This is a genomic window from Halorubrum ezzemoulense, assembly GCF_004126515.1.
GTDB classification, from domain to species: Archaea; Halobacteriota; Halobacteria; order Halobacteriales; family Haloferacaceae; genus Halorubrum; species Halorubrum ezzemoulense.
The window spans coordinates 178,508-201,453 of record NZ_CP034941.1; the positions used below are offsets into that span (position 1 = coordinate 178,508).

General features: G+C 59.6%; 16 protein-coding genes and 3 pseudogenes. 9 read left to right on the forward strand and 10 right to left on the reverse strand.

What is annotated here, in order from left to right; genetic code table 11:
* Positions 1 to 143: 143 nt before the first annotated feature.
* Positions 144 to 7,469: a TraM recognition domain-containing protein gene (locus EO776_RS16475; RefSeq protein WP_246041562.1), complete on the reverse strand. Its 7,326-nt coding sequence runs from the start codon at positions 7,467 to 7,469 to the stop codon at positions 144 to 146.
* 59 nt (positions 7,470 to 7,528) lie between these two features.
* On the opposite strand from EO776_RS16475, the gene EO776_RS16480 reads away from it, so the two are divergent.
* A protein-coding gene (locus EO776_RS16480; RefSeq protein ID WP_246041564.1) for an IS630 family transposase occupies positions 7,529 to 8,550 on the forward strand; the annotation gives its coding sequence in 2 pieces (ribosomal slippage) (positions 7,529 to 8,032 and positions 8,035 to 8,550; 1,020 coding nt in all).
* Here the strand turns inward: EO776_RS16480 and EO776_RS16485 are convergent.
* Positions 8,539 to 8,964: a hypothetical protein gene (locus EO776_RS16485; RefSeq protein ID WP_099288484.1), complete on the reverse strand. Its 426-nt coding sequence runs from the start codon at positions 8,962 to 8,964 to the stop codon at positions 8,539 to 8,541. The two genes, EO776_RS16480 and EO776_RS16485, sit on opposite strands and share 12 nt — an antisense overlap.
* A 494-nt stretch (positions 8,965 to 9,458) precedes the next feature.
* Between EO776_RS16485 and EO776_RS16490 the strand changes: the two genes are divergently transcribed.
* Positions 9,459 to 10,433: an AAA family ATPase gene (locus EO776_RS16490; protein WP_094520378.1), complete on the forward strand. Its 975-nt coding sequence runs from the start codon at positions 9,459 to 9,461 to the stop codon at positions 10,431 to 10,433.
* 9 nt (positions 10,434 to 10,442) lie between these two features.
* On the opposite strand, the gene EO776_RS16495 is transcribed toward EO776_RS16490, so the two are convergent.
* The 4 genes from EO776_RS16495 to EO776_RS16510 are packed head-to-tail and all read right to left on the reverse strand — an operon-like array spanning position 10,443 to position 16,739.
* Positions 10,443 to 11,978, reverse strand: coding sequence for a hypothetical protein (locus EO776_RS16495; protein ID WP_049933437.1), 1,536 nt, complete (start codon positions 11,976 to 11,978; stop codon positions 10,443 to 10,445).
* Entirely contained in the window at positions 11,978 to 13,333 is a 1,356-nt protein-coding gene (locus EO776_RS16500; protein WP_049933435.1) for a DUF58 domain-containing protein, read from the reverse strand. The genes EO776_RS16495 and EO776_RS16500 overlap by 1 nt, the downstream gene beginning before the upstream one ends.
* Positions 13,330 to 14,016: a DUF7269 family protein gene (locus tag EO776_RS16505; RefSeq protein ID WP_049933434.1), complete on the reverse strand. Its 687-nt coding sequence runs from the start codon at positions 14,014 to 14,016 to the stop codon at positions 13,330 to 13,332. The genes EO776_RS16500 and EO776_RS16505 overlap by 4 nt, the downstream gene beginning before the upstream one ends.
* On the reverse strand, positions 14,013 to 16,739 hold the full coding sequence (locus EO776_RS16510; protein ID WP_129452584.1) for a transglutaminase domain-containing protein: 2,727 nt from the start codon (positions 16,737 to 16,739) through the stop codon (positions 14,013 to 14,015). Before EO776_RS16510 ends, EO776_RS16505 begins: the two co-directional genes overlap by 4 nt.
* Before the next feature lie 261 nt (positions 16,740 to 17,000).
* Between EO776_RS16510 and EO776_RS16515 the strand changes: the two genes are divergently transcribed.
* Together EO776_RS16515 and EO776_RS16520 are read left to right on the forward strand one after the other, a co-directional pair.
* Positions 17,001 to 18,104 (forward strand): IS630 family transposase, encoded by a 1,104-nt coding sequence (locus EO776_RS16515; RefSeq protein WP_094520376.1) that lies wholly within the window; start codon positions 17,001 to 17,003, stop codon positions 18,102 to 18,104.
* Between the two features lie 8 nt (positions 18,105 to 18,112).
* Positions 18,113 to 18,727, forward strand: a pseudogene (locus EO776_RS16520) (transposase); the annotation flags it as partial.
* 13 nt (positions 18,728 to 18,740) lie between these two features.
* On the opposite strand, the pseudogene EO776_RS19470 reads toward EO776_RS16520, so the two are convergent.
* Positions 18,741 to 18,926 (reverse strand): annotated as a pseudogene (locus EO776_RS19470) (RNA-guided endonuclease TnpB family protein); the annotation flags it as partial.
* A gap of 211 nt (positions 18,927 to 19,137) precedes the next feature.
* Here EO776_RS19470 and EO776_RS16530 point away from each other — a divergent pair.
* The 5 genes from EO776_RS16530 (at position 19,138) to EO776_RS16545 (ending at position 21,407) form a co-directional block, all read left to right on the forward strand.
* On the forward strand, positions 19,138 to 19,533 hold the full coding sequence (locus EO776_RS16530; protein WP_094580034.1) for an HVO_A0114 family putative DNA-binding protein: 396 nt from the start codon (positions 19,138 to 19,140) through the stop codon (positions 19,531 to 19,533).
* Between the two features lie 135 nt (positions 19,534 to 19,668).
* Entirely contained in the window at positions 19,669 to 19,986 is a 318-nt protein-coding gene (locus EO776_RS16535; RefSeq protein ID WP_094520263.1) for a toxin-antitoxin system TumE family protein, read from the forward strand.
* A 27-nt stretch (positions 19,987 to 20,013) separates the two neighbouring features.
* A complete protein-coding gene (locus EO776_RS16540; RefSeq protein ID WP_129452585.1) occupies positions 20,014 to 20,430 on the forward strand; it encodes an HVO_A0114 family putative DNA-binding protein in 417 nt (138 codons plus the stop codon).
* A 229-nt stretch (positions 20,431 to 20,659) separates the two neighbouring features.
* Positions 20,660 to 20,827, forward strand: coding sequence for a DUF7837 family putative zinc-binding protein (locus EO776_RS19930; RefSeq protein ID WP_456152231.1), 168 nt, complete (start codon positions 20,660 to 20,662; stop codon positions 20,825 to 20,827).
* Positions 20,828 to 21,059: 232 nt separating this feature from the next.
* Positions 21,060 to 21,407, forward strand: coding sequence for a DUF6788 family protein (locus EO776_RS16545; RefSeq protein ID WP_094520265.1), 348 nt, complete (start codon positions 21,060 to 21,062; stop codon positions 21,405 to 21,407).
* Between the two features lie 48 nt (positions 21,408 to 21,455).
* Here EO776_RS16545 and EO776_RS16550 read toward each other — a convergent pair whose 3' ends face one another.
* From EO776_RS16550 to EO776_RS16560, 3 genes and pseudogenes are all read right to left on the reverse strand, one after another.
* Positions 21,456 to 21,893, reverse strand: a complete 438-nt coding sequence (locus EO776_RS16550) for a TRAM domain-containing protein (RefSeq protein WP_094520266.1) — start codon at positions 21,891 to 21,893, stop codon at positions 21,456 to 21,458.
* 103 nt (positions 21,894 to 21,996) lie between these two features.
* Complete coding sequence (locus EO776_RS16555; RefSeq protein ID WP_129452586.1) at positions 21,997 to 22,290, reverse strand: hypothetical protein; 294 nt, start codon at positions 22,288 to 22,290, stop codon at positions 21,997 to 21,999.
* Between the two features lie 159 nt (positions 22,291 to 22,449).
* A pseudogene (locus EO776_RS16560) lies at positions 22,450 to 22,824 on the reverse strand (hypothetical protein); the annotation flags it as partial.
* Positions 22,825 to 22,946 lie beyond the last annotated feature (122 nt).

The window sequence follows — 22,946 nt, forward strand, 5'->3', positions numbered from 1 at the left end:
ATCGAAACGTCCAGCGAGAAGGCGTAGTTGACTCTGATGAGAGACATACTATCGTACACCTAATCCACAATCAGGAACCTGTCAAGTAGCCCCCGTCGGAGCAACCGAATCGTGCAGTGAGAACGGAGCCGGGAGGAAGTTCCCTAGTCGTCCATCGAGAACTTCCCTTCGAGTTCAGCGAGGGTTTCGCCCTCGTCTGTGAGCTCAATACCGAACCACGTCCGAACCTGCTTTCCGCCTTCGACACTGGGCCGACCTTCCTTCAGTTCGACGTCGACTTGCGCTTTTAGCGGCCCAGTGAACGCACCCGGCGCGTACTCTTGGATCGCCACATCATCCACCGACATATCAGTACTGTTACGGATGTGCCGGAGGCAGATTTGCGCCCACGAATTGAACGCATCGCGGAGTTCGGCCTTCGGAACGAACACCGTCTCGTCGGTGTCGGTCGTGATCGTCTCGTCTTCCGTGTTGGTGTAACGACGGAGGAACTGCTTCAGTGGGTCGGGCATGTCGTCCCCGATGAGCGGCTGGCCATACTTGCGGTGGATGCTGTCGAACGCAACGTCTTCTGTGTCGACCGAAGGCGTCGTCGAACTACTCTCGTCTCCGCCCGAGTCACCACCGGATCCACTACTGTCCGCGAGGCGTGCGGGCGTGTATCCTGTCGTGTCCTCGATATCTTTGAGAACTGGGAAGTACACATCATCCGGGAGCTTGAGGTTGCGCTTCCCGGCTTTGTTCCTGCCCGGCGAGTCGGCATTCTGTTCGTCCGAATCACTGTCGGAATCATCGCTACCCCCGCCGAATTGTTCGAGGTCCTCAGGCTCGCAATAATCATGCTCGATCGCGTATCCCACAAGCCCCTTCAGCGGGATAGGCGTGTGCTCTGGAACGAGGTTGTTCTGGCGAGCGTAGGTCCACAGATGGAGGTACTCTAAATCATCGAGATTCTGACCACTCGCGGAATCCTTCGGGTCGCGCTTGCCCATGTCACAGAGCGCAAAGTGTTGGAAGTTATAGAGCGCTTCCCGCTTGTGACAGTAGGCAGTTTCGTCGTCGATCACCACGAAGTAGTTCTCCGATTCACCGAAGTGACCGAAGGGGTTTTTCCCACGGGATCCGGGCGTGAGTCCAAGGTCGCGCAGGTCGAGGTTCCAGAGGGGGTTGTGGCTCCCAGTGAGCTCGCGATAGTCGCCCTGTTCGATTCGGTCTTCGATCTCCTGTGGGTCGATATCCATCGCGGTGCTGGCGTCGTTCACCAGCCCCCCAATGTTGCCCGTCGCGGCGGGGTGTTGTGACGGGTGGATTGTGGGGATGAAACCGAACAGCGAGAGGGGTGGATACACCGCGTTTTGTTCAGGCACAGGATCGAGAACATTACCCTCGCCGCGAAGCGTGCTCGCGTCGCCAACAGGCCACCTGTGAGCGGCCGTCAGCGCCCCCGTGTCAGCGTCGGGATCAGCCGGGATGATGTGGGGGTCACGAACGGGCATATTTACGCCCGTTTCTGTCCGGTCGATCGCCCCGACAGTCTGGGGGAGGTCGTGGGCGGTGGGGTAGCCAAGCGACGTCGGATCCATTCCGGTTGGGTACTCGCCAACTGGGTCCGACCGGTCGGCGAGCGCCCGCATCCACGCAGGGGCCGTGGCCGGTCCATCACTCCCGTCGTCGGCGGGTGTCGGGCCATTCCCCATCGTCAGTCGAAGCGCCCATTCAGCCGGCGGCGTGAGCGCGAGCCAGCCCTCTTGGAGGAAGTCGTCAAGGTCGCGCTTCTCATCGCCAAACTGCGGCAGCTCTAAGAGCCATACATTGGTTCCACCGTAGTCAGTGTGGGTTGGCTCTTCGTCGGGCGTCAGTGCCGTCTGTCCGTCCGCGTCGGCGCTCGCAGTAGTCTCGTCTGTCTCGGTGTCGACGTCGATCATACCGAGCCGCGTCGCGACTTTCTCCCAGAGCTCGTGATCATCCTCGTTGGGGTCGGCGTCGCCCTCGAGGACTTCCTCGCGATACACCTCGGCGGCGGCTTGGACCGTCCCCGTGAACGTATCGTCCGGCGACGGTGTATGCGTGTCCAGCACCCGGCCCATGTTGACGGCGCTATCCACGCCGGGCCCGTACTGGTGAATCTCGATGACCTCGCTGATCGGGCCCTTCCCGTGGAATTCGCCTTCGGACTCCAACAGGTGAACCGGGACTTCCTCGGCCGTGACGGGCGTCTGCTCCTCTGCGTCGACGTCGGCGTCAGCCGGCGGCGCGACGCGAATGTCCTGATCGTCGAGTTTGTCTTGGAGCGTCCCGTCGCGAGCGGCCTCGAGAACCAGCTTCCGGGTGAACATCTCGTCGCCGGGGAACTCGCCGGTACAGAACAACTCGCGGATGTTCATGTCGCGTTCACACTCGCGCTCGTCGTGGTCCCGGTCTTCCTCCGCAAGGACGACCCGCTTCGGCGGGTCCGAATCTTGGAGGAAGTACACGTCGGGGATCTCCCGGCGCTTGATGATCTCCGCGAGTACGTCGCGGTGCTTCATTTTGAACGACTTCGTGACCGGGGAGATGCACGGGATGCCGTGGGCGTGAGCGGTAATCGCGTCGGCCATCCCCTCCGTGATTGCGAGGGGTTCGCCCTCGACAATGGTCTCCCGGCCGTAGATCGGCTCGTCGGCGATAGTGTAGTTCTTCGTCGTCGCGAGCTTGGCGTACTTCCCCCCGGTGAAGTCGTCGGTGTGGGTGCCGTCTTCGGTGTCGAAGTCCGGCCGCCGCCCGATGAAGAAGGCCACCTTGCCGTCCTCGTCGTAGTACGGGAAGATGTACCGCGCCCGGAAGAGACACGAGAGGTCGGCGGGATCGTCAGGATTGTCTATCGTGGTGTAATCGACGTATTCCTCGCCCTCTTCGTTCTCGCCGTAGGCGTCGTTTGGCTTCGTGAACAGCCCGGTCGCGACCATCGTGTGGTGGCTAAAGCCCTGCTCTTCGAGGTGGAAGAAGAGTTCCTTGCCGAAGGCGGGTGCCCACCCGAGCTGCTTGTCATCGACGAGGTCGTCGCTCCAGCCCCGGTGGTCAGCGCCGAGATACTGGTAGGGTTGCTCGTCGGCGGCGAAGTCCTCGGGCTCGGCAATGCGTTCAGCGGCGTCTTCCGTGGACTGGATGCCGGCGGTCTGTGCGTCCTCGTTCGGCGGCATCGCGTCAGCAGCGTCGGGATCCTGCTCAACAGGGTACGCCGGGTCGGGCTCGTCAAGTGTGGTGAAGTATTCCCGCGGTGTCTCGGGCTTCCGGTAGCCCACTTCGAACGCCCGTTCTTCGTTCCACGTGACATTCTGGTCGATCGTCGTATCCAGCTGGCTGTGGAAGAAGCGGGCGGCTTCCTCGAGGCAGGCTTGGACTGCGCCGAGGTCCGGCGTGGGGCTCAGCCGGAGGTCGGTAGGGTCGGCGTCGACGAGTGTGCTGTTAGGCTCGGCACGCGGCTCGCCGGGTGCGGTTTGTCCTGTGGGGCGTGTGTCGTCGGCGTCGCTCTCTGCGTCGGCTGCGCCGGCTGCGGGCGGCTCTGTCTCGCCGTCGTCCGGGTCGGTGTCGCTCCCAGCGTCAGTCTCGGCGCCGTCGTCGCTCCCAGCGTTCGTCTCGGCGTCGGACGTAGTGTCTGCGTCGTCCTGACTCCCGGCCTCGCTGTGCGCGCCTGTGCGCCCGCCTGAGCCATTCCGACTCTCGGACGGGGCGTTGGTCGTCTCGGTGTCGGTTGTGTCTTCCTCGCGTGTGCTGGCCGTGTCTGGCTCGTCGCTCTCACCGTTCGCGTCCGTGGGCGTGGGGGATGCATCTTCGCTGTCGTCCGTGGCGGGTGTCTCTCCCCCACCGTCCGGGCCGTCGTCGGTATCATCGGAACCGTCGCCGTCGGAACTGTCGTCGGAGTCCGAGCCGTCTCCACCTACGGGATACGCATCCCGGTCGAACGCTGCGGCGTCGATTTCCGGCCCTTTCTCGTCGCGAGGTGTATTGATCTTGAACTGCCCCGTCTCGTCGTCACGGTACACCGCGCCGTGCTCACAAGCCGCCTCAATGGTTGCTTCTTCTTGTTCTTGGGTGAGATCGTGTGCGTCCCAGAGAGCAAGGGTCAGAGCCTGTTCGTTGAACGGGGTGTGCGGTTGGTTACCCGCAGTGGTCAGTACCTCATCCCAGAACGTCGGGATCGCCCGTTCACCGAGGGCGAGTTGCTTTCCGTCTTCTTCGATGACGCCGGCCTCGACACCCGCGCCAATAGCGGCCCGTGCCATCGGCTCCTTGAATTCGTATTCCCGCTTGAGCGCGATTACTGCCATCGAGACACTGGCACTCGCGTCATGGTCATTCCCAAGAGCATCCCACACAGGCACCCAACTATCCCGACGCTGCATCTCGGCTATTTCGTCTTCGCCAAGGTAATCGCGAGGAGAATCTCGCGGCCCCGGCAGACGGAGCGCATCTTCATCAACCACTACGAGTTTGTTCGTCGCAAGTCCGATCCGGATTGCGTCCGCAGCCTGCGTATCACGGACGCCAGTCCCGTACCGAAGCGCACCGGGGAGGTTATCCCGGAAGATGGCCTCCGTCTCGTTCAGGTTCGCCGAATCCCACACGTCCTGCCAGAAGGCGGCGTCGGTGGGGTCTTTCGCGCCGAATTTGTCGGCAACCGCATCGGAGTCGATTTCGATATCGTCTGGCGAGCTGTCCTCGTCGATTGCGTCGCTGTTGGCGATGTAGTAGGTACTCAAGTTTGTCATGGCGGCTGCGTGACTGAACGTCACGGCGTCAATCGGGCTCGTCTCGTCGGCGCCCGCGTCATCGTTAAGGATGTCGACCGGCCCATCCGTATCGCTGTCGGCACCGAACGGGTCGTCTTCATCCACGGTCGTCTCGACACTGGGAGACGGCTCCTCGTCAGGCGTGTCGGCGTTGTCCGTGGCCGGTGTGTCGCCCTCATCCGCGGCTGCGTCGTCATCGTGTATCCCGACCGGGTCGCGGTTGTTGCCCTCAATATCAAGGGCGGTCATCTCGCGGTATATCGGCAACTGCTCATCGGGGACGATCGGCTCAAACGCATCCGGTGGGGCCTCGTGGGTTACATTCGCTCCGGGTTTGGAACCGACCCCACTCACGTCGCTATCCCGACTCGGCATCTTGCTCGGGATGAGCCGTTCCGGAATGGGGACGGCTTCGCGTGAGAACCCGGCACGCTCTATGTGTATCTCTTCGTCCTCGGTATCGCTCGTGTCTGGTTCGTCTTCCGTGTCCTGCTCAACCCTTGCTTCTTCGGGAACTTGCTCAATACTCGTGTACGTCTCGGTGGGTGAGTCTCCCTCGGTGTCAGGAGAATCGGCCTCGACAGGTGCTTGAGTATCCGATTCGCTCGTGGGTTGTTCAGCGGGCGAAAGGAATTCGGGGAGAGCCGTTTGGACAATGTCCCAGTCCTCCTCCGTCGGTATCTCTTCGAACTCCCGCTCGGGGACGAACGGCTCGTAAACCAGTTGCCAGTCCTCGCGAAGGTCGCCGAGTGTCGGGTAGCGTTGGACCTCGCCGCCGGGGTAGACCACCCACTCGTTGTTGTGGGTGTCATAGCGGCACCACACGTCGAACGCGTTCGTTGACCCGAAGCCCTCGTCCATCCGGAGCGACCCCTTCTTGGCGCCATCAGCCATGCCGTCGTACAGCTGAATCTCGTCGTCGTGGGTATTGACCCACACCGCTTGCTTGCCCTTCCTGATGAGCGCGTGCTTCCGCTCACCGTCTGTGGGTGTCCCCAACTCAAGGAAGTCGGTCTTATTGTAGTACAGCGGCATCGGGTCGCGCTCTGTAAGATCACCTGCGTCTTCTGCGTCCTCGTTGGGGCGCATCCGAAGGTGCCCACGGATGAGCTTCGGGTCTGTGAGAATGTGGTTGACGCGAGCAGCAAGCTCAGCACTTTTCTCACCACCCTCCTCCGGAGTGACGAACATAACCCGCCGGTCACTACGAACCGACCGGGCGAGGTTCTGGAGCGTCCGGGCTGGCTTCTTGTAGGTTGAGGTCTCTGCTTCGATAGTGATCGCACCGCCCCCAGAGAGGTCTGCGGCGATTGGGTAGTCCTTCTTGAACTGCTCAAGCAAACGCGAGGCCCGCTTTGTATCCACAGTCCCCTCAATCGGCGGGTAGGCAACTGCGTCCGGTAAGCTCACTTCGTGGTCCTGCCGGACGACGGTGACTTCCATCCCGATAGCCGACAGCATCACGAACGACCGGCGAATCACTTCGTTGTGCTTCTCTGTCTCGGGCCGCCAATCTTCATCAGCCTGCTCAAGAACCGACCGAATCCCTTTGTCCGTGATCGACAGTTCCGTCTCCGGGTCGGTGATCCGAACCTGTCCTGTCGGCGTCCCGCCCGTCCCCCGGACGCTGGTTTCCTCTTCTTCATCCTCGGGGTCGGCCAGCTCAACATACGCCTCATCGACGAGGATTCCGTCAGGCAGCTCCTCGAAGTCCGTCGACGTCCGGCGGTGGAACCCCTCGTTTGCGGCCTCGACACTCACCGAGAGTGTGTCGTCGCCGTCCATCTCCGGCGGGTCGATATTCAACGCCGGGGCGGGCTCAAGCGTCTCGTATGCGCCGGGGAGCGTATCGAGTGCGTTCTGTCGGATCTGTTCAGCCCACACTGCCTCAAGGAAGCACTTCGTCAAGTCGTGTTCGCCCCCAAGGTGCATCAGGGCGTGTTCCGACTCGTCGAGGTTCTGCTCGAGCGCGTCGACGCCGTACTCCTTGAGGTTCTCCCCGATGATCGCTTCGGCTTCTGCCGGCGTCCGCCGCGCCGGGTACGGGGCGAAGGTGTCGGGCGCAAGCGGGTCCGACCGCATCGGCCCGTCCTCGTCCATCGTGGAGATCGTCGTCAGGGCCGTATACGCAGGCAGCGACTGAATCGTCCCCGAGTCGATGTCGTCGTCGTCGAACCGCTCGGCGATGATCCGGGCGTCATCAACTTCCGTCACACCGAAACTCAACAGCGTGTCCGTGTTCCCGAACATCTGCTTGAGCGTCTGGGGCGCAATCTCCCGCACCTGCGAGGGGTTCTGGAGACACGTCACGACGCCCATCTTCCCAGACCGGGCCTTCGAGAGCATCTTGTCGAGGGCCATGTTCTCTGAGGCGATGTCGTCAAACTCGTCCATGAACGCGAAGAAGGGCTCGCGGTCGGCCTCCTCGATCTTCTCGCGTTTTCTGATGGTCGACCACACGCGGCGCATGATCCCCGTGGAGACGACTTTCCGGATCTCGTCAGACCGCACCGTGTTCCGGACGAGAATGATTTTCCCCTCTTCGACGGCGTGCGAGAGGTTAATCGTCCCGTCTCGGTGGGCCACAATCCCCCGGCTGATGGGGTCTTCGACCCAGTCTTGAATCCGGCGGAGAACCGGGTCGATCTCTTCGGTGTCCATCTCCGCGATTTTCGTGGTGTACTCGTGGATGAAGCTCATCCCTTCTTGGCTGATACTGTCAGCTAAATATTCTTTAGGTTAGAGTGTGATTAGCAAGTATGTCCACGCTTGACGCCGCCACTCTTGACGACCTCCGCGACGCTCTCGCGGAGGTCGAAGATAAAAAGCCGACACAGCGGCTAATGGCGGTGATCAACTATCTTGAAGAAGACGATACAACGATGGCGGAGGTTGCTGAACGATACGGCTACACCGGTCCATGGTTGTCTCGGTGGGTTGGCCGGCTCGACCGGCTCGCTGATGAGCCGGTCGAGCAAGTCGCCTACGACGATCCGCGCGAAGGCAGACCAACCGAACTCTCTGATGAACAACACAAGCGGTTCGTCAAGGTACTTCACGAATCGCCTGAGGAAGTAGGATTAGACGCGCCCGCGTGGTCTGTTCCACTAGCTCGTCACTATCTCGTCGAAGAGTTTGACGTTGAGTACTGTGAGCGGCACGTCCGGAGATTGATGTCTGAGGCCGGGCTGTCCTGGAAGACAGCCCGGCCGGAGTTCTACAAATCCGACGAAAGAGCCCAAGAAGCTTGGAAAGAAGGCTTCAAAAAAAGCGCAACGACCTGGACGACGAATACACGATCCTGACCATCGATCAGACGAGACAGGTTCTCTCGACGTTGATTTATGCGTGGTTTCCGGAAGGAGAGCGCCCGTCACTGCCGGTGACGGGCGCGTGGGATAGCATCAAGTTGCTTGGTGCAGTCAGCGATGGCGGTGAGACGTTCTTCCTGCCGTGTGCAGGGAATTTTAACAGCGACACGACGATTCGACTTCTCGACGCACTTCAGACTGAATTCGGCGAGAAGATTTGCGTCGTTTTGGACAACGCCTCGTATTTCACGGCGAACAAGGTCCAAGAGTTTGCTGAAGATACACCGATAGAACTCTGTTACCTACCGCGGGGTTCACCGGAGCTGAACCCCGCGGAAGAGTGTTGGAGACAACTTGATCAAGAACTTGGGAACCGCCTGTTTGACACACTCGACGGTCTCCGTGAGGCTGCTCTCTCTGTACTCAACCGGGTCGAAATCCCAGATGTGTTTGCGTATTTATGTCCGTGAGTATGAAAACTGGATTTCGTTCTTGGTGAGAACGTCCATGATCTCCTCGCTAGTCCCCGGCACCTGAGAGGAATCTACAGCGGTGTCGTTGGTGATTTTCCGCCGCATCGCCTCCTCACGCACCTTCATCAAGTCATCCTCAGCAGGGAGCTTCTCCGGCCCCGTGGCTCGAAGCAGAATCGCGTACGCATCCTCTTCCTCGAACTCCTCCGGGTTGTCCCAGTCCGTAGCTGTTGCAAGTAGGTACGAATGCCGAGGAACACCGCCGGCCTCGTCTTTCCACTTGTCGTTGCTCACGATGACGCACTCGTCGTAGTTCATGTAGTAAACGCCACCAATGATATCCGAGTTCTCGATGATGGGACGCATGGCCTGGTCGTCCAGAGCCATCTCGTCCATCAGGTTGTTCGACATACATTTGCTCTCTGACTGTTCGGACTTAAGTTTGGCTTAAGCGCGATGAAAGTGAAAACTGAGCGCAAACTGATATCCAATAATTACGGCTCTGTTGATGTATTCTTTTCCAGACATATTCTCTCTGGCTCTGATGGGATGAAAGCCTGCTAAGTCCCCAGCGTGCGTGAAGAGGTACTGGGGTGGTCAAAGGCCGATGATTCAACAGCGTCATCGAACGCGTGGCTCTGATTGGCCTACCTGCCAAGGACGCACTATCATGGGAGGCCGCCCGGATGCCGGGCCGCGGCATCCGGGCTGTAGCGCCCATGACTCGACTTCTTTCGCGCATGGACCAGTCAACAGAACGTGCTCTATGGCACGGAGTCCTTATCGGTCTCTTGCGCCCCATATCTTGGTTCACGTTCTCTAGGGATAGCAGCGTTTCCATCGAGTCAACAGGGCAGTACAGTCACAACAACTGATAAGTCCATACCAAGCAGTGATAGTGTCGTATGAGAGATGGTCAGCGGATGGAGGAGGCAACAAAACGGATTACTGCGGTAATGGATCGGGTTAGCGAGGCAGTCATCACCGACAGGGAGTTTCTCGAAACCGTTTCGACTGGCCTGTTGGCTCGTGGTCACGTTCTACTGGAAGATGTTCCGGGGACGGGGAAGACGCTCACCGCCGTTGCACTAGCCGATGCACTCGATCTGGAGTTTACTCGCATCCAGTTTACACCTGACCTGCTGCCAAGCGACATTACCGGCTCACAGATTTATAACGAGGAGCACGGTGAGTTCCAGTTCCAGCGCGGACCCGTTTTTGCCAATATCGTGCTGGCCGATGAGATCAACCGTGCACCCCCGAAAACCCAGTCGGCGCTCTTGGAGGCAATGGATGAGGGACAGGTTACTGTCGGTGGGACAACATATGACCTCCCAGAACCGTTTTTTGTTCTTGCCACTCAGAACCCCATCGAACAAGAGGGCACTTTCCGCCTGCCAGAGGCACAACGGGACCGATTTATCGTTAAGACCTCGATTGGCTACCCCGACCGCGGCGGCGAGATCGATCTCATTAGCCGTCGAGCGAGTCGGGACACCCAGATGCCGACTGTCAATCCGGTTGTCGACGCCTCGCAGGTGACCACTCTCCGCCAGCTGCCCGAACAGGTGAGTATCGAGGAGTCGGTCAAAGAGTATCTTGTCGACCTCGCCCGAGCGAGTCGAGATGATCCGCGAGTCGACGTGGGCGTCTCGCCACGTGGTATCCAGCGGTTTTTCGAAGCCTCTCGGGCCCACGCGCTGATCGATGGTCGTGACTACGTGACGCCCGATGATATCAAGGCTATCGCCCGTCCGGTGATGACCCACCGGCTGGTGTTGACCTCTGAGGCCGGAATTAAGGATATCAACGCCGAGGCAATCGTCACCGACCTTCTCGACAGCGTCGAGGTACCGGGCGCAGCGACGACTGCCGACTGACGCCTCTACTCACCCTCGAATTGCGACGACCAGCAGCAGGACACCCACAGTCGACGCGAGGACGCCGACAAGCGTCCCGTCGCTAACGATCAGTCGACTGAGGGCATTCGTGTACAGCCCCCACGCCAATCCGACGCCGACGACCGCGAGACCGAGTGCCGAGAACATGTGGATAGCTTCCAGTTGGATTGATGAGGAGGGACCCAGTTCAGCCTGCGTCGTGACGCTACGCTCGCCCGTGTTCCAGATGAAGATTGAGACGGCAACAGCGGCGAAGACCACAAGCACATCGGTACCGCCGATCCCAGCAGCGATCGTACCGATCCCGAGCCCCGCGCTGGCGATGGCGCTGCCCGCGGTCCGCCGGGGGATGTATTTCATTCCGCCTGCGGTTACAATCATGGCGAGCACGCCGGTCAACAGCGCCACGGCGACGGTGACACCCGCAAGAACAACCCCCGCCGGCGTCAGCGCGGTGACTACTTCATCGACCGGAACTGGTGTCTCAGGGATCTGGCTGACGGTCTGTGGCACCAATGGTGAGCCGACGATGGCGACCGCTACCGCACTCCCCCCGGCCAGCATGGACGGAATAAGGCGGCCGACAGTGTCGGTTACCCGACCGGCGACAAACTGCAACCCGCTTAGCAATACCACCCCAAGCGTCACGAGACCGATACCAGAAACGAGGCCGCGGCGGAGGCTGGGGGCTGCGAGAAGCTCAAAAACCACCGGGAAGCGAGCGAGAAGCGCCCGGGGATCTGACACCCCAAACGCAAGCAGTATCGATACAAAGGTTAGCCCGAGCACCGGCACAAAAGCCGTGTTAAGCACGGAATGAGTTCGCGAGAGTAGTTGACCGACGGACTCCTGATTCGTCTGTGGTGTCAACTCCATGACGGGGGCCACCACAATTAGTAGTTTGAGCGCCGCGATCTGGAGGGTCACGAGAAGCCAGAAACTGACGAGGACGAATACGGATTCAGAGGGCCGATACAGAAACGTGGTGAGGGTCGAACCATCGATCCCGGGGATGGAGACGGGAACCGCAGTCAAAGCATCGAACTGGAGGACTAGCAGGCCAGCGAGTGGCACACCGATCCCAATCAGCGCCCGCACGGCCGTCCCCCAAAGTTTGGCAACTGCGCCTTCCCCGACGCCTGTATCAAGCGTGGCGATGACGCCGAAGGCAGCTATTCCGACAGCGACTGTTACGCCAAGCTGACCGATCAGCGGCCGAACAAACGGATCGCCCGCAATTGTCAGCGGTACCAGCTCACGAAGCGGGAGGCCGACGGCAACCAACCCGACAAGGCTCGGCACGGGCAATAGCAGCGTCGCAACTGCAGTCCCGAGCGGTGTCTCTGTATTACGGACCAGAACAATGGTTCCCAACAGCCCCCCGGCGACCCCAGCAGCGAGGCCGGGCCGAGTTGTCCCGGTCGCGCTTGTGAGGAGCCAGCCACCGAGGGCCACGGTAGTGCCGATCAAAAGCGAGCCGAGGCGTGTTGTATTCGGCTTCGGCAGAATGGTTTGACCGGCCATCACTGCACCCCCGCATCCAAGCCCCGGGCAAGCGCGGCAGGTAGTTTCTCCGCTCGTTCCCAGTCAATAACCGTCGCCCCGAGAAACCGGAGCCGATCAAGCCGGACCGAACGCTGAAGCGCGACTATCCGGCCGCCGACGGTCTCGGGAGCGGTCTGTGGCGAGAGCACCGTCACCTCATGACCGTCGCCTCGGAGTGACTCGACAAGGTCAACGATCGCCCCGTCGGTCGCAGAGGTACACAACATCACCTGCGCGCCGGGCGGCACGAGCGACTGGAGCCGCTGCCAGTCGATGCCGCCGTCAGCCACTGGGGGAGATGCGGCTTCTCCGTGCGGCTCAGTGCTGGTCGGCCCAACAGTGGTAGAGCTGTTGGAGTGATCTCTGTTATCAATCCTGTCGGTCGCGCCCGACGCCGCGGCGTTACACACCGCTGTCGCGTGGGTGGTGAAGGCGGTGCCCTCGTCGGCCGAGACCCACGCCGGAGGTTCGATATCGGTCTGTGGGTCGGCAATCCCGAGTGCACCCAGCGAGACGTGGTGACCCTCGTTGATCAGCACTTCGATGGCGATTGTCGCGGCGTAGGCACTCAGGGTCGCCCCTGTCGGATCAGTCGGGGAGGCTGCAGTGTGAGTCGACGGGCGGCTGTCGGTGAGGACGACGACGTGGGCGGCGTGCTGCTCGCGGTAGTCGATCGTCGCCAGTTTACCAGTCTTCGCATACTGTCGCCAGTTGATTCGTTTGACTGGGTCTTCGGGCCGGTACTCTCGAGTCGCGTAAAACTCGACGCCCGGTCCACCCGAGTCCGTCGCCAGCTGCCCGGTATAGGAGGTAGTCTGCTGGACTGGGATATCCTCGACTGCGACCCGACACTCGAAGTCGGTGACGCCTGTTGCGTCGATTTCCTCTCCGACCACTCGCGTGCCGTTGAGGTTACGCGCGCTGACGGTGACATCGTCGAAGGTGTAGGTTCCACGGTCGGCAGCGAGCGTGTAAGTCGTCGACAGCTTACTACCCCCTGCGATTGCACTGCCAGCGCGGGGCGACCCCTCGGTAACGCCAAGTTCCTCGGGGACGCCATCAACGAAACGGAGGTCGGGAATTGCCGTGTCTCCCGTGTTCCGGACCGTCAGAGTCACGTCAACGGGCTGGCCGGGCAATGGGGTCTCAGGGCTGATCTCTCGGTTAACTTCGATGTTACCTTTGACGACCGGCGAGCCGGACAGCGCCCCGTAGAGAGCGAATACCAGAGGGACGGCCGCGGCAAGCACCAGCGAGAGCGATCCAGTTGCGATTCCGGCGGCGACAAGGATGATCGCATAAGCCCGCATGATCCGGTAGCGGGTGTGTCTCACTGTCGGCCACCTCCGGAGTCAAAGAGAGCCCGTAACTGACCGAACCGCCCTCGCCGCCGTGCTGGTGGGTTATAAGCCGTTAACTCAGCTGCACAGGTATCTTCAACTGCGCGCAACGTCCGCCGCGTTCGGTAGTTGTAGGCGTGGTCAGGATACAACCACGCGTACACTCGGTATAAAAGTGGGAACTCAACTGAATTGGTCGCCGTCAGCGTCGCCGCAGCTACCTGATCGTTGGTCCACTCCCCGTTGTCGACGTACTGTTCGGCCTGCTCGCGGTCGTCAAATTTGCGACCGTATAGATCTACTAGGACCGTCCGGAGTGACTCCTCGATGGTCTCAGAGCCAGACCGCCCGTTCCGCACGGATTCGAACACGCTAGTGAGGCCCGCGCCCGTCACGTCGACCTCCCGATCCGGCTGCTCGGGCGACAGGTCTGACAATACCGCCGTCTGATCGTTCGTTCGCCACGCCCACGAGCCCAACAGCCCGATACAGGCGAGGACCGCACCGGCGGCGAGGATCGCAGTCCGTACCCCGACAGCTTCGGTTAGTCGATCCAACTGCATCATAATCTCTGGCGGCAGGAGTTCGGGGCGGTAGCCAACAACGGCGGCAAACCCGAGGACGACGGCGCTTACGATCAACAACAGCAGGGTCCGAAATAGATGCTCACGGTTCATTCGTCGTCCTCCTCCCGGAGCGTCGACAGCGCCTCGCGGGCGGATTCAAGCCGCGATTCATCAGGTGACCGGTGGCCGTACTCTACGGCGCGATATAGGTCGGTGATATACTCCACAGGTCGCCGCGGCAGCCCCTGTCTGATCGCGTACCGACTGATCTCGGCGGGGGTCCGTGTCGTGAGCTTTGGCGGCCGTACAAACTCGACGAACGACCCCCAAATCGCCCGAATCCGTCGGTGTTGTTCTGTATCGGGGGTTCTCGTCGTTGTTGCGTCGGCTGTAGTATCATCGCTACTGCGACGGAGCCCCCGGAGTCGGGAGCGAACCCACGTGATCGCCGCTAGTAACAACCCGTAGGGGTTCACCTGATGGAGGATATTGATAAGCGATCCCGTCAGGAGGCTCGGCAACGACGTGAGCTGTCGCCAGAGCCCCACGATAGCGGCCTCAAACGCGGCTGCCAACCGAATCACGAGATTGGTCAACCGGTGTGGAATAGAGATAAGAAGGGCAACAATAGCCGCGAGTCTGCGTGTCAGTAGCTGCCGAGTGATCCCGTACCGCCGGGCGATCATTATGAGGCCGACAAGGGTACCAACCAACGCGGCGACGACGACCCCGGCGTTCCGGTACAGCCCGTCTATCGACTGCTCGCCGGTGACGCCGTTGGCGCTGGCGGTGAGGACAACCGAATCGGCGATGGGGAACGACAAAGTAATTGTCCCATTGGCGTCAGTCTCGCCGACGACCTCGCCGTCAACACGGACCGGAGTGCCCGATATCGGCTGGCCGTTGCGGCTAACCGTCGCAGTCGCCGAGGTTCCCGGGAGTGCGATCAGGGACGGTGAGACCGAAATATTAGGGGCAAGGGGATCACGCTGTTTGTCCTCAGCGGTCTCTGAGTCGTTGCCTCCTTCTGGCGGGGTGACGGTGAGCGTCGATGAGACATCAACCGACCCGCGAGTCGCCCGGACCGAATAGTTACCCGGCTCGATGTTTGCGAGCGAGAGTTCGTAAACGCCATCGCTATCGGTCGACCCAACGGTCTCGCCGTCGAAGTCGATGTTCGCGTCAGCGACCGGCACGTCCTGAACGGCGACCACAAGTCGAGCGGTCCCACCCGTTGTCCGATTCCCGCCCACGGAAATCGTCGCGTTTGTCTCTGGGGCGTAGGTCACCGACGATTCGTTAGTCGCGTCGTCCACCTGATGAAAATCAGTACCGAGTGCGCCGATCGTCGGTCCCCCAAGCCGGGAGATTACCAGCGGCAGACTACTCGCCACGGTCGGTAGTGCCTCGACGAGGCGTGGACTCACAGTTGACGTCGCATCATCAAAATCGGTGGTGAGGAGAGTCGACGCCGAACCGTCGATATCGGCAACAGTAGTGGTCGAACCCGAATCGTCGGAGTACTTGGTCTCCGAGCCGCGAGGACGAGCGGTAATTGTGATCTCTTCGGCGTACGGTAGGGTCGCCGGTGTCTCGCCGCTCGCATCGGTCCAGCCGACGCGCTCATCGTTGACATAGACTGGGACGCCGACGACCGCGCTGTCGTTTTTCTCGACGTTCACCGCGACATCAGCGCCGACGACCGCCGAACGGTTTAGCGAGAGGTCGTACGGTGGCTGTGGCGAGTCAACCGGAAGGCTGCCGCCCGGCGTCGGATCGAACCGCACCCAGCCGACACCCTCGAAATAGACCTCGACCCACGCATGGGCCCGATCGCTTGTAACGAGAGATTCACCATCGCCAACAGGGCTCCCCCCGGCAAAGCCGACTACGTACCGTGCTGGGATGTCCTGACTCCGGAGCATGGCTGCCATCGTCGTGGCGAAATGCTGGCAGTAGGCTTCGTCGACCTCAAACAGGAGTTGATCGGCGATCGGCTGGCTGGAGTCGATATCGGTCTGGAGCGAGTAGCCCTTATTCGATTCGAGCCAGTCGTGGACCGCCATCACGCGGTCGTACCGAGTTTGTTCGCCGCCGACGATTTCAGCCGTGCGCTCGCCGACCCGATCTGGCGTATCAGCTGGTAACTGCGTGTATGTTTGACGAATATTGTCTGGAGCCCGCCCGTCAGCCTGCCGAAGGGTGGTTGCATCGCGAGGGGGAGGTGAACTCGTGGCGGTGTAGGTGGCTCCCTTCGAAAGTGAGCGGTCGGTGCTGACGCCGCCGACAGTCGATGCACGGACAGTCGTTCCTGACTGGTTCGACAGGCTGACACTCTTTGGCTGCCACGCTGTCGGTAGCGACCGGGTGTCGGTCAACACGGTCACTTCGTATTCTATGATCTGACTGTCTACAGTCCGATCGTCGTTCGGCACACCCTCCGAGATGGGACGATCGTCGGCCGACTGTTCCCACCCGGTACCCGTATAGTCCGTGTATGCGGTCTGTCGCCAGTACGTGGTTTCCGACGAGTTAACGACAAACAGGGGCACCGGAGTGAGTGATCCATTAAACCCACTGCTAATACTAGTTTGCTCGGGGGCGGCGAGTGAACCGCCGACTGGCGATCCTGACGTCCCGCCCGGCATCTCGCCACCTCCACCAGCAGTCCCGAGTCCGCTTTCTTCCAGTTCATCACCGGGGAGTCCGAGTGCTCCGGGGCCATTTTCCTCGCCAAAGATATCAACGACGGGGAGGAATGCAGCCGAGAGCAGCAGCGCCACAATGGCAACGATTACTAGCACCCCTTCGCCAGTTTGTCTCCCCTCGCTCATCTACTTGTGAACAGCTACCAATCCATCATGTGTAAAGCTTGCTTACTTTGTGCTAGTACTGTGGCTCTGATGGGATGAAAGCCTGCTAAGTCCCCAGCGTGCGTGAAGAGGTACTGGGGTGGTCAAAGGCCGATGATTCAACAGCGTCATCGAACGCGTGGCTCTGATTGGCCTACCTGCCAAGGACGCACTATCATGGGAGGCCGCCCGGATGCCGTAGTGCCTAGTGAAAGTTATGAAGGTAGAGTCTGATGAGGAGGTATGTCTGGGGATCGCCGCAAAGAGATCGTCCGTCACCTCAGTGAGGACGATCTCGATCGACTCCTCGCGGAGTCTACGGATGAAAAACTCACTGAGCGGTTGATCTTCGTTAAACGGCTCTACAAGGGGGCAACCTTGGAGGACGCTGCCGACGATGTCGGCAGGTCCTCCGCGACAGGAACACGCTGGGCTCGCCGATGGAACAAGGGCGGTCTTGGACTTCTAATGCCGAACTTCGGGGGCGGCAGGCCCCCGAAGCTCGGCGAAGAACAACAGCAACGCCTCTTGGAACTGCTCCGGGAGGGCCAACCGTGGAAGAAACAAGAGATACAACACCTCATCAACGAGGAGTTCGACGTTGAATTTCATCCAGCCCATCTCACTACGTTCCTCGAAAAGCTCGGCCTCTCCTACGCAATTCCACGAACTAAGCGCCCATCACGGCCAGAGAATGCCGAAGAAATCCTCGACGAACGCGTCGGCGACGCGTTCGACGAGGGAACTGATGAGCCGCACAACAAACGCGATGGAGACGATGAGGAAGGCTGGGTCGTCGACGAAGAGATCTGTACGGACGGTGGAACTGTGCTTGGATTTCTCGACACATCGCATCCACAACCGTGGGACAACTCACAGCGACTCTACACCGTCGACGACCCTCACATCACCCGACCGCTGGTGAAGTTAGACGAACCAGCGGTCGGGTTCTATGCACTCTCCGGTGAGAGCGTGGTCCAGTTTCCAAGTAATCAGGAGAAAGAACGAATCTGTGAGTGTCTCGAAGGAATCCGCGAGCAGAATCCGAGTCAACGGATTCTGCTCGTCTTGGATAACTTCTCTTCTCACGTGTGCGAGTACACGCGTAAGCGAGCCCATCAACTCGGAATTGACCTCGTGTTTTTGCCCGTTGGTTCACCGGATCTCAATCCAATCGAGCAGGTCTGGAAGAGTTTGAAATGGGAAGCGTCACCGTTGATTGTGGAGAGCGCGGCAGAATACCGCGCTCTCCTTACCGAGCTCTTTGAGAAGCTCACAGCTCAGCTTAGTTTCGCGGCCTCTTGGATTGACAATCATCTCAACGACTATCTTCAAAAGTTATGCTAGGTACTATCCGCGCCATTCCCTTGGAGGGCAAGCAGCTCCGATCTGTTCTCAACGATCTCGACCGGAAGTACATCGATGTAGAGGTCGAAGTCGAGTTCAAACGAGGACCGTACAACGGGACGCAGTCGCTGGATACGAAGCGGTTCCGCGTCGTCGGCGTCCGTGACGAGGACGCCGACGACTACCATCTGTACATGACGAATTTGGTGAGAAAAGAGTTCTTCCCGGCCGATTTAGCGCAGATCTACCGATGTCGGTGGGAAGTTGAGTTGTTGTTCCGTGAGCTGAAGACTCAGTACAACTTGGATGAGTTCGACACGAGCGACGAACACGTGGTGAAGATCTTACTGTACGCAGCACTGCTGTCGCTGCTTGTAAGCCGCGATTTATTGGATCTGGTCACTGAGCAGGCGGATGATGAGCTCGTGTTTCCGACAGAGCGCTGGGCGGCGACCTTTCGGTCGCACGCCCAGCTTTTCCTCCACAAACTGGGTGAGTATCTCGGCTACTCACCACCGCCGCTGCTTGAACGACTGATCGAAGACGCTCAAAAGATCCACAAGCAGCGACCGATCTTACAAGAGACGCTCGCTACCGCTACACAACCGAGGTGTGAGTCTTAACTGAAGACGGATACCACTTCCGCTTCCATTCGGGGAGTCTGTTGTTCTGGTCGTACTCACTCGGCTTATCGTCTTCAGGACTGTTCCCGTAGTCCCAGCGGACGTGGTTGTAGAGTTGGCGATGAACGTTCAGATGGTATTCCAGTTCAGCCGCTACCTCTTGTGTTGGATAAGCGTGGTAGCGGTGACTGTATTCCATCGCTGTCTCTTGATTAGCAATGTGTTTCCTTAATGGTTTGTATCACGAGTTGTCGGCTTCATCCCCGAGGTCAAGCCTCGGGGTATTCGCCTTGACTTTTGATAAACCGGGGTGATGGTTCACCACCGTCTGACCACGACGGCGGCCGTCCTAGTGACTCGAGCACGCTGATCGACGCACAATCGAAACCCCAGCCCACACTTCCACATTAATGACCCGAACACTCCACGTCCAGATCAAGTCCGCGGATCGTAGCGGCCTCGAGGAGAGGCTCAAAGCGATCGACGCCGGCGACGATGTCGAACCCAGCGAGCCAACGCTGTCGATCGAAGATCTCGAAACGTTCGGTCGCGTCTTTCGGTCGACCAACCTCGAACTGCTCGAAGCCATCGTTGAGCACGAGCCAGAGAGCATCCGAGAACTCGCTCGCCTTGTCGAGCGGAACCCACCAGAGGTCCTCGACAACGTGAACGAGCTCGCCGACTACGGGCTCCTCGAGTTCGAAGAGAACGGCAGCGCAAAGCGCCCCGTCGTGTGGTACGACGAGATCGACGCGGACCTCCCGCTCACATCGGCGTCGGGACGCGAGCGCAAGGCGAACGACTGAGCGCTGAGATACCGATGGCTAACAACTTGCGTAGCGTTGCTCGGCCCGCTGTGGTGAACGTCTGGCGGGTTTGTGTTGGGTGTTGGACTTCTACCCAACGCTTATAGCGTTGGCCGGTATCCCAACAGATGAGAGATGGTCCAGGAGCCGCTGTTCCAGTACACGCACGTCGAGGCCGGTCTCGTCGAGAACGTCGTGCTTCGACCGACCGACGACACCGAGACGTACCCCTCGGGCTGGAAGTACACACTCCACCTGGGCACTCTCGACGACCTCACGCTCGTCCGATACGACAACTCCCACGAGGACACGAAAGGCCACGAACACCACACCGCAGCCGGCGACCTCGACGACGTCGAGTTCCCGGGGATGGAGGACCGGCTTGTCGAGTTCTGGGCAAGTACAGACGAGTACTGGGACGCCGTCGGCGGCGACCCGCCCCGGCCGCACTGATCGAACACCACCCGACACACCCCGACCATGACCACACTCCACATCACCGTCGGCGACCGAGAACAGCTCCGTGAGGACGCGCTCCAGTTTGTCCAAGACGTCGAGGCCGACAATCTCGACGATCAGGATGGAACAGCAACGCTTCAGTTCGGCACCTACGACGACTTCGTCGACAGTCTCACGCCGCTGCGCCTCGAGCTCATTCGGGCGATCGCGGAAGAGGTGCCCGAGAGCATGCGCGAGGCAGCGCGTCTCGTCGAGCGTGACGTGTCCGACGTCCACTCGGACCTGAAGCAGCTGGAAGTACTGGGGATCCTCACGCTCGAAGAGGGCGGGCCCAGCGGTGCGATTCAACCCGTCGTTCCGTTCGACCGCATCGAGGTCCACATCGACTACCCGCTCATCGATAGCGGCGATGCCGATGGGACTCCCGCGAGCGCGTAGTCACCACGCATCTCTCTCGGAGTGTCCTCGTGCGATGGCTACTCACGACCCGCAATCACGCTGCTGTTCCGGAACAATACTTTCGCCCCGCTCACCTGAGCTATAAATCACAGAGTCTCTAATTTTGAGGGGAGGGAGCACCACTGGCCCGGTTTCAACAGCCGGATCATCTCTAAAACAGTGTCACACGCTCCCTCTCCCCCTCAAAATAGCTCGCGAGCTCGTGAGAATGACCACTGATGACCCAAAGACAATCCGTGGCGACTGCTCGTTCTGCGGCGAGACAGTCACGGGTCGGGACGCAATCATCCACTACGAGACCGCTGGCGGTGATCCGGGCGTGTGGGCCGAATGTCCAAGCTGTGGCGAGATCGTTGACCCCACCCATGCTCAGTAAACAGTTCATCCAGCAGATTATGAGACTCGAGCCGTCATCGACAACGCACCACGAGTGCCGTCACTGTGGGTACAGTGTGGAGCAGGATGTCGATGAATGTCCACGGTGTGGCTCTCACGAAATTGCGGCCTACGATCTTGAGTAATCGCTGAAGTGTTCACGGTTGGTAGAGAAAGTTCAACACCTTATGTATCACCCGAACGCTAACATGGCTCCGATTGTTACATAAGGTATGGAGCAGCCGTCACCACCCACCTCGCTCCCGAGGTATCTCGCGGAGGGGCTCCCCAAACAGGATACGGAGACACTCCAGGAGGTACAGAACTATATTGGGGCTCTCATCGAGTATCGCGACCAGTCGGTCGACACTGACGAGCTTCCGGAGGCTGCCGAGCCCGTCGACGAGCCCGATGGCGCAGGACGCGGGACCGTCGTCAAAGAGAAAGTCACCTGTGGCGACGACAGCTGTAAATGTGCCAGCGGGAATCCCGCGGATATGCACGGCCCGTATCTCTATCGCTACTATCGTGAGAACGGCACAATGAAATCGGAGTACATCGGCAAGCCAGAAAGTGAGTAGTGGTGTGAGAAGTTTGCAATAACCACCCGTTCGTGCCAACCTGCGGTCCTAGACTTCCTCGCGAAGGGTGTCATCAACGACATCAGCGAACGCAACGTTCTCACGCACCTGTTGTATCTCGACGGTGACTCGGTCCCCGACACTCGTTTCGGGAACGATCACAACGTAGCCGCGCTCGACTTTCGCGATCCCGTCACCTTGGTCACCGAGGTTCTCGATTTCAACGTCTCGCTGTTCACCTTCCTCGACAGGCGGGCCGTCGTATTCGTGTTGCTGAGTAGCGTGGTCAGCTGACTGAGTGACCTCAGTCGTGTCGGTGGCTTCGGTATCCGACGTCGATGTCGATATGAGCGCAACACGGTATGTTTCACCCTCAGAGAGTGTCCCGGTGGCTATCTCACGGTCTGGCACAGGTATCTGGTAGGTGCCATCGTCCTCCTCAACAGTCGCAGTATACAACGTCTGGAGCGTCTCAGAAATGTTCATAAATCGCGTATTGTATTGACTCGTGCCAGCGGACTTGGTTCTAGCGTTTCTAGTGCTCTCAACTGAATACCGTCGGTCTGATCAAGGTTCCCGAGAGACCACTTCAGGACTCATCGCCAGCATCAAACACGGCCGCAAAGTCTTCGAGAAGCTCCTGTGGCGATCGCTCATCACTACGAGACGGAAGTGGAGCTTCCCAGCATTCGATTTCGAGCATGCGCGCATTCGACACTGACTCCGGTTCGGTTGTCACATTGAAAATTCCGGTATGATAGATCGCCAGCAGTCGCTGCTCATGAACGGTGACGTAATCGATTCCGGCCCGGTCCAAGACTGTAGAAACGTTAGTCGGCTCAGATAATGAGACAGAGACACTTGGAGACTGCGAGTCGGTCATACCAAGTCATAGGCATATTCTACATATAAAAACCCGACTTGAGCAGGGTTCAGATACACCAACTGGTCAGTTGCCGTGACCGGTCTATCGTCTCTCAACGAGTACAATAGAACAGTCCTCCCGCAGTCTCGGCTGTGACAGTATCCGCCCAGACGCCGGCTACCCACCAATTAAACGAGTGTGATAAGATGTCCCGGAGTCAAAGCTAGTGAGTTCGGTAATACGCTGCTCCAGTTCTTCGATTTCAGCTTGGAGCTCGGTTGTGTCTTCGTCGGCACCAGCCAACTGGTCTTTGAGCCCTTGGAGACGGCTTTCTTTCATCTCGTCGTCGACGTCTGCCTTCCGTACATACTCGCTTTCGTCGATCTCGTACACGTCGGACTCAGAGAGTGACATCACTTCCAGCGCATCGTCAAGTTTGCTCGTGTCGACACTCAGCACGCGCTCGGGGTCGATCCCTTCCGCCTCCAATAGCTCAAGGACTTCTTCGTCATCTTTGAGTGTTCGATTCCGACGGACCGCTCTTCCGTAGGAAATTGTTGATACAGTCACGGTATTTTCACGAGTAGCCTCAACCACCGATCTGAACGTCTCTCTAAGCCGAATAGAGTTCACCCGGGACAGACCAAAATCGCAAGACAGCAAGCCATCAATAA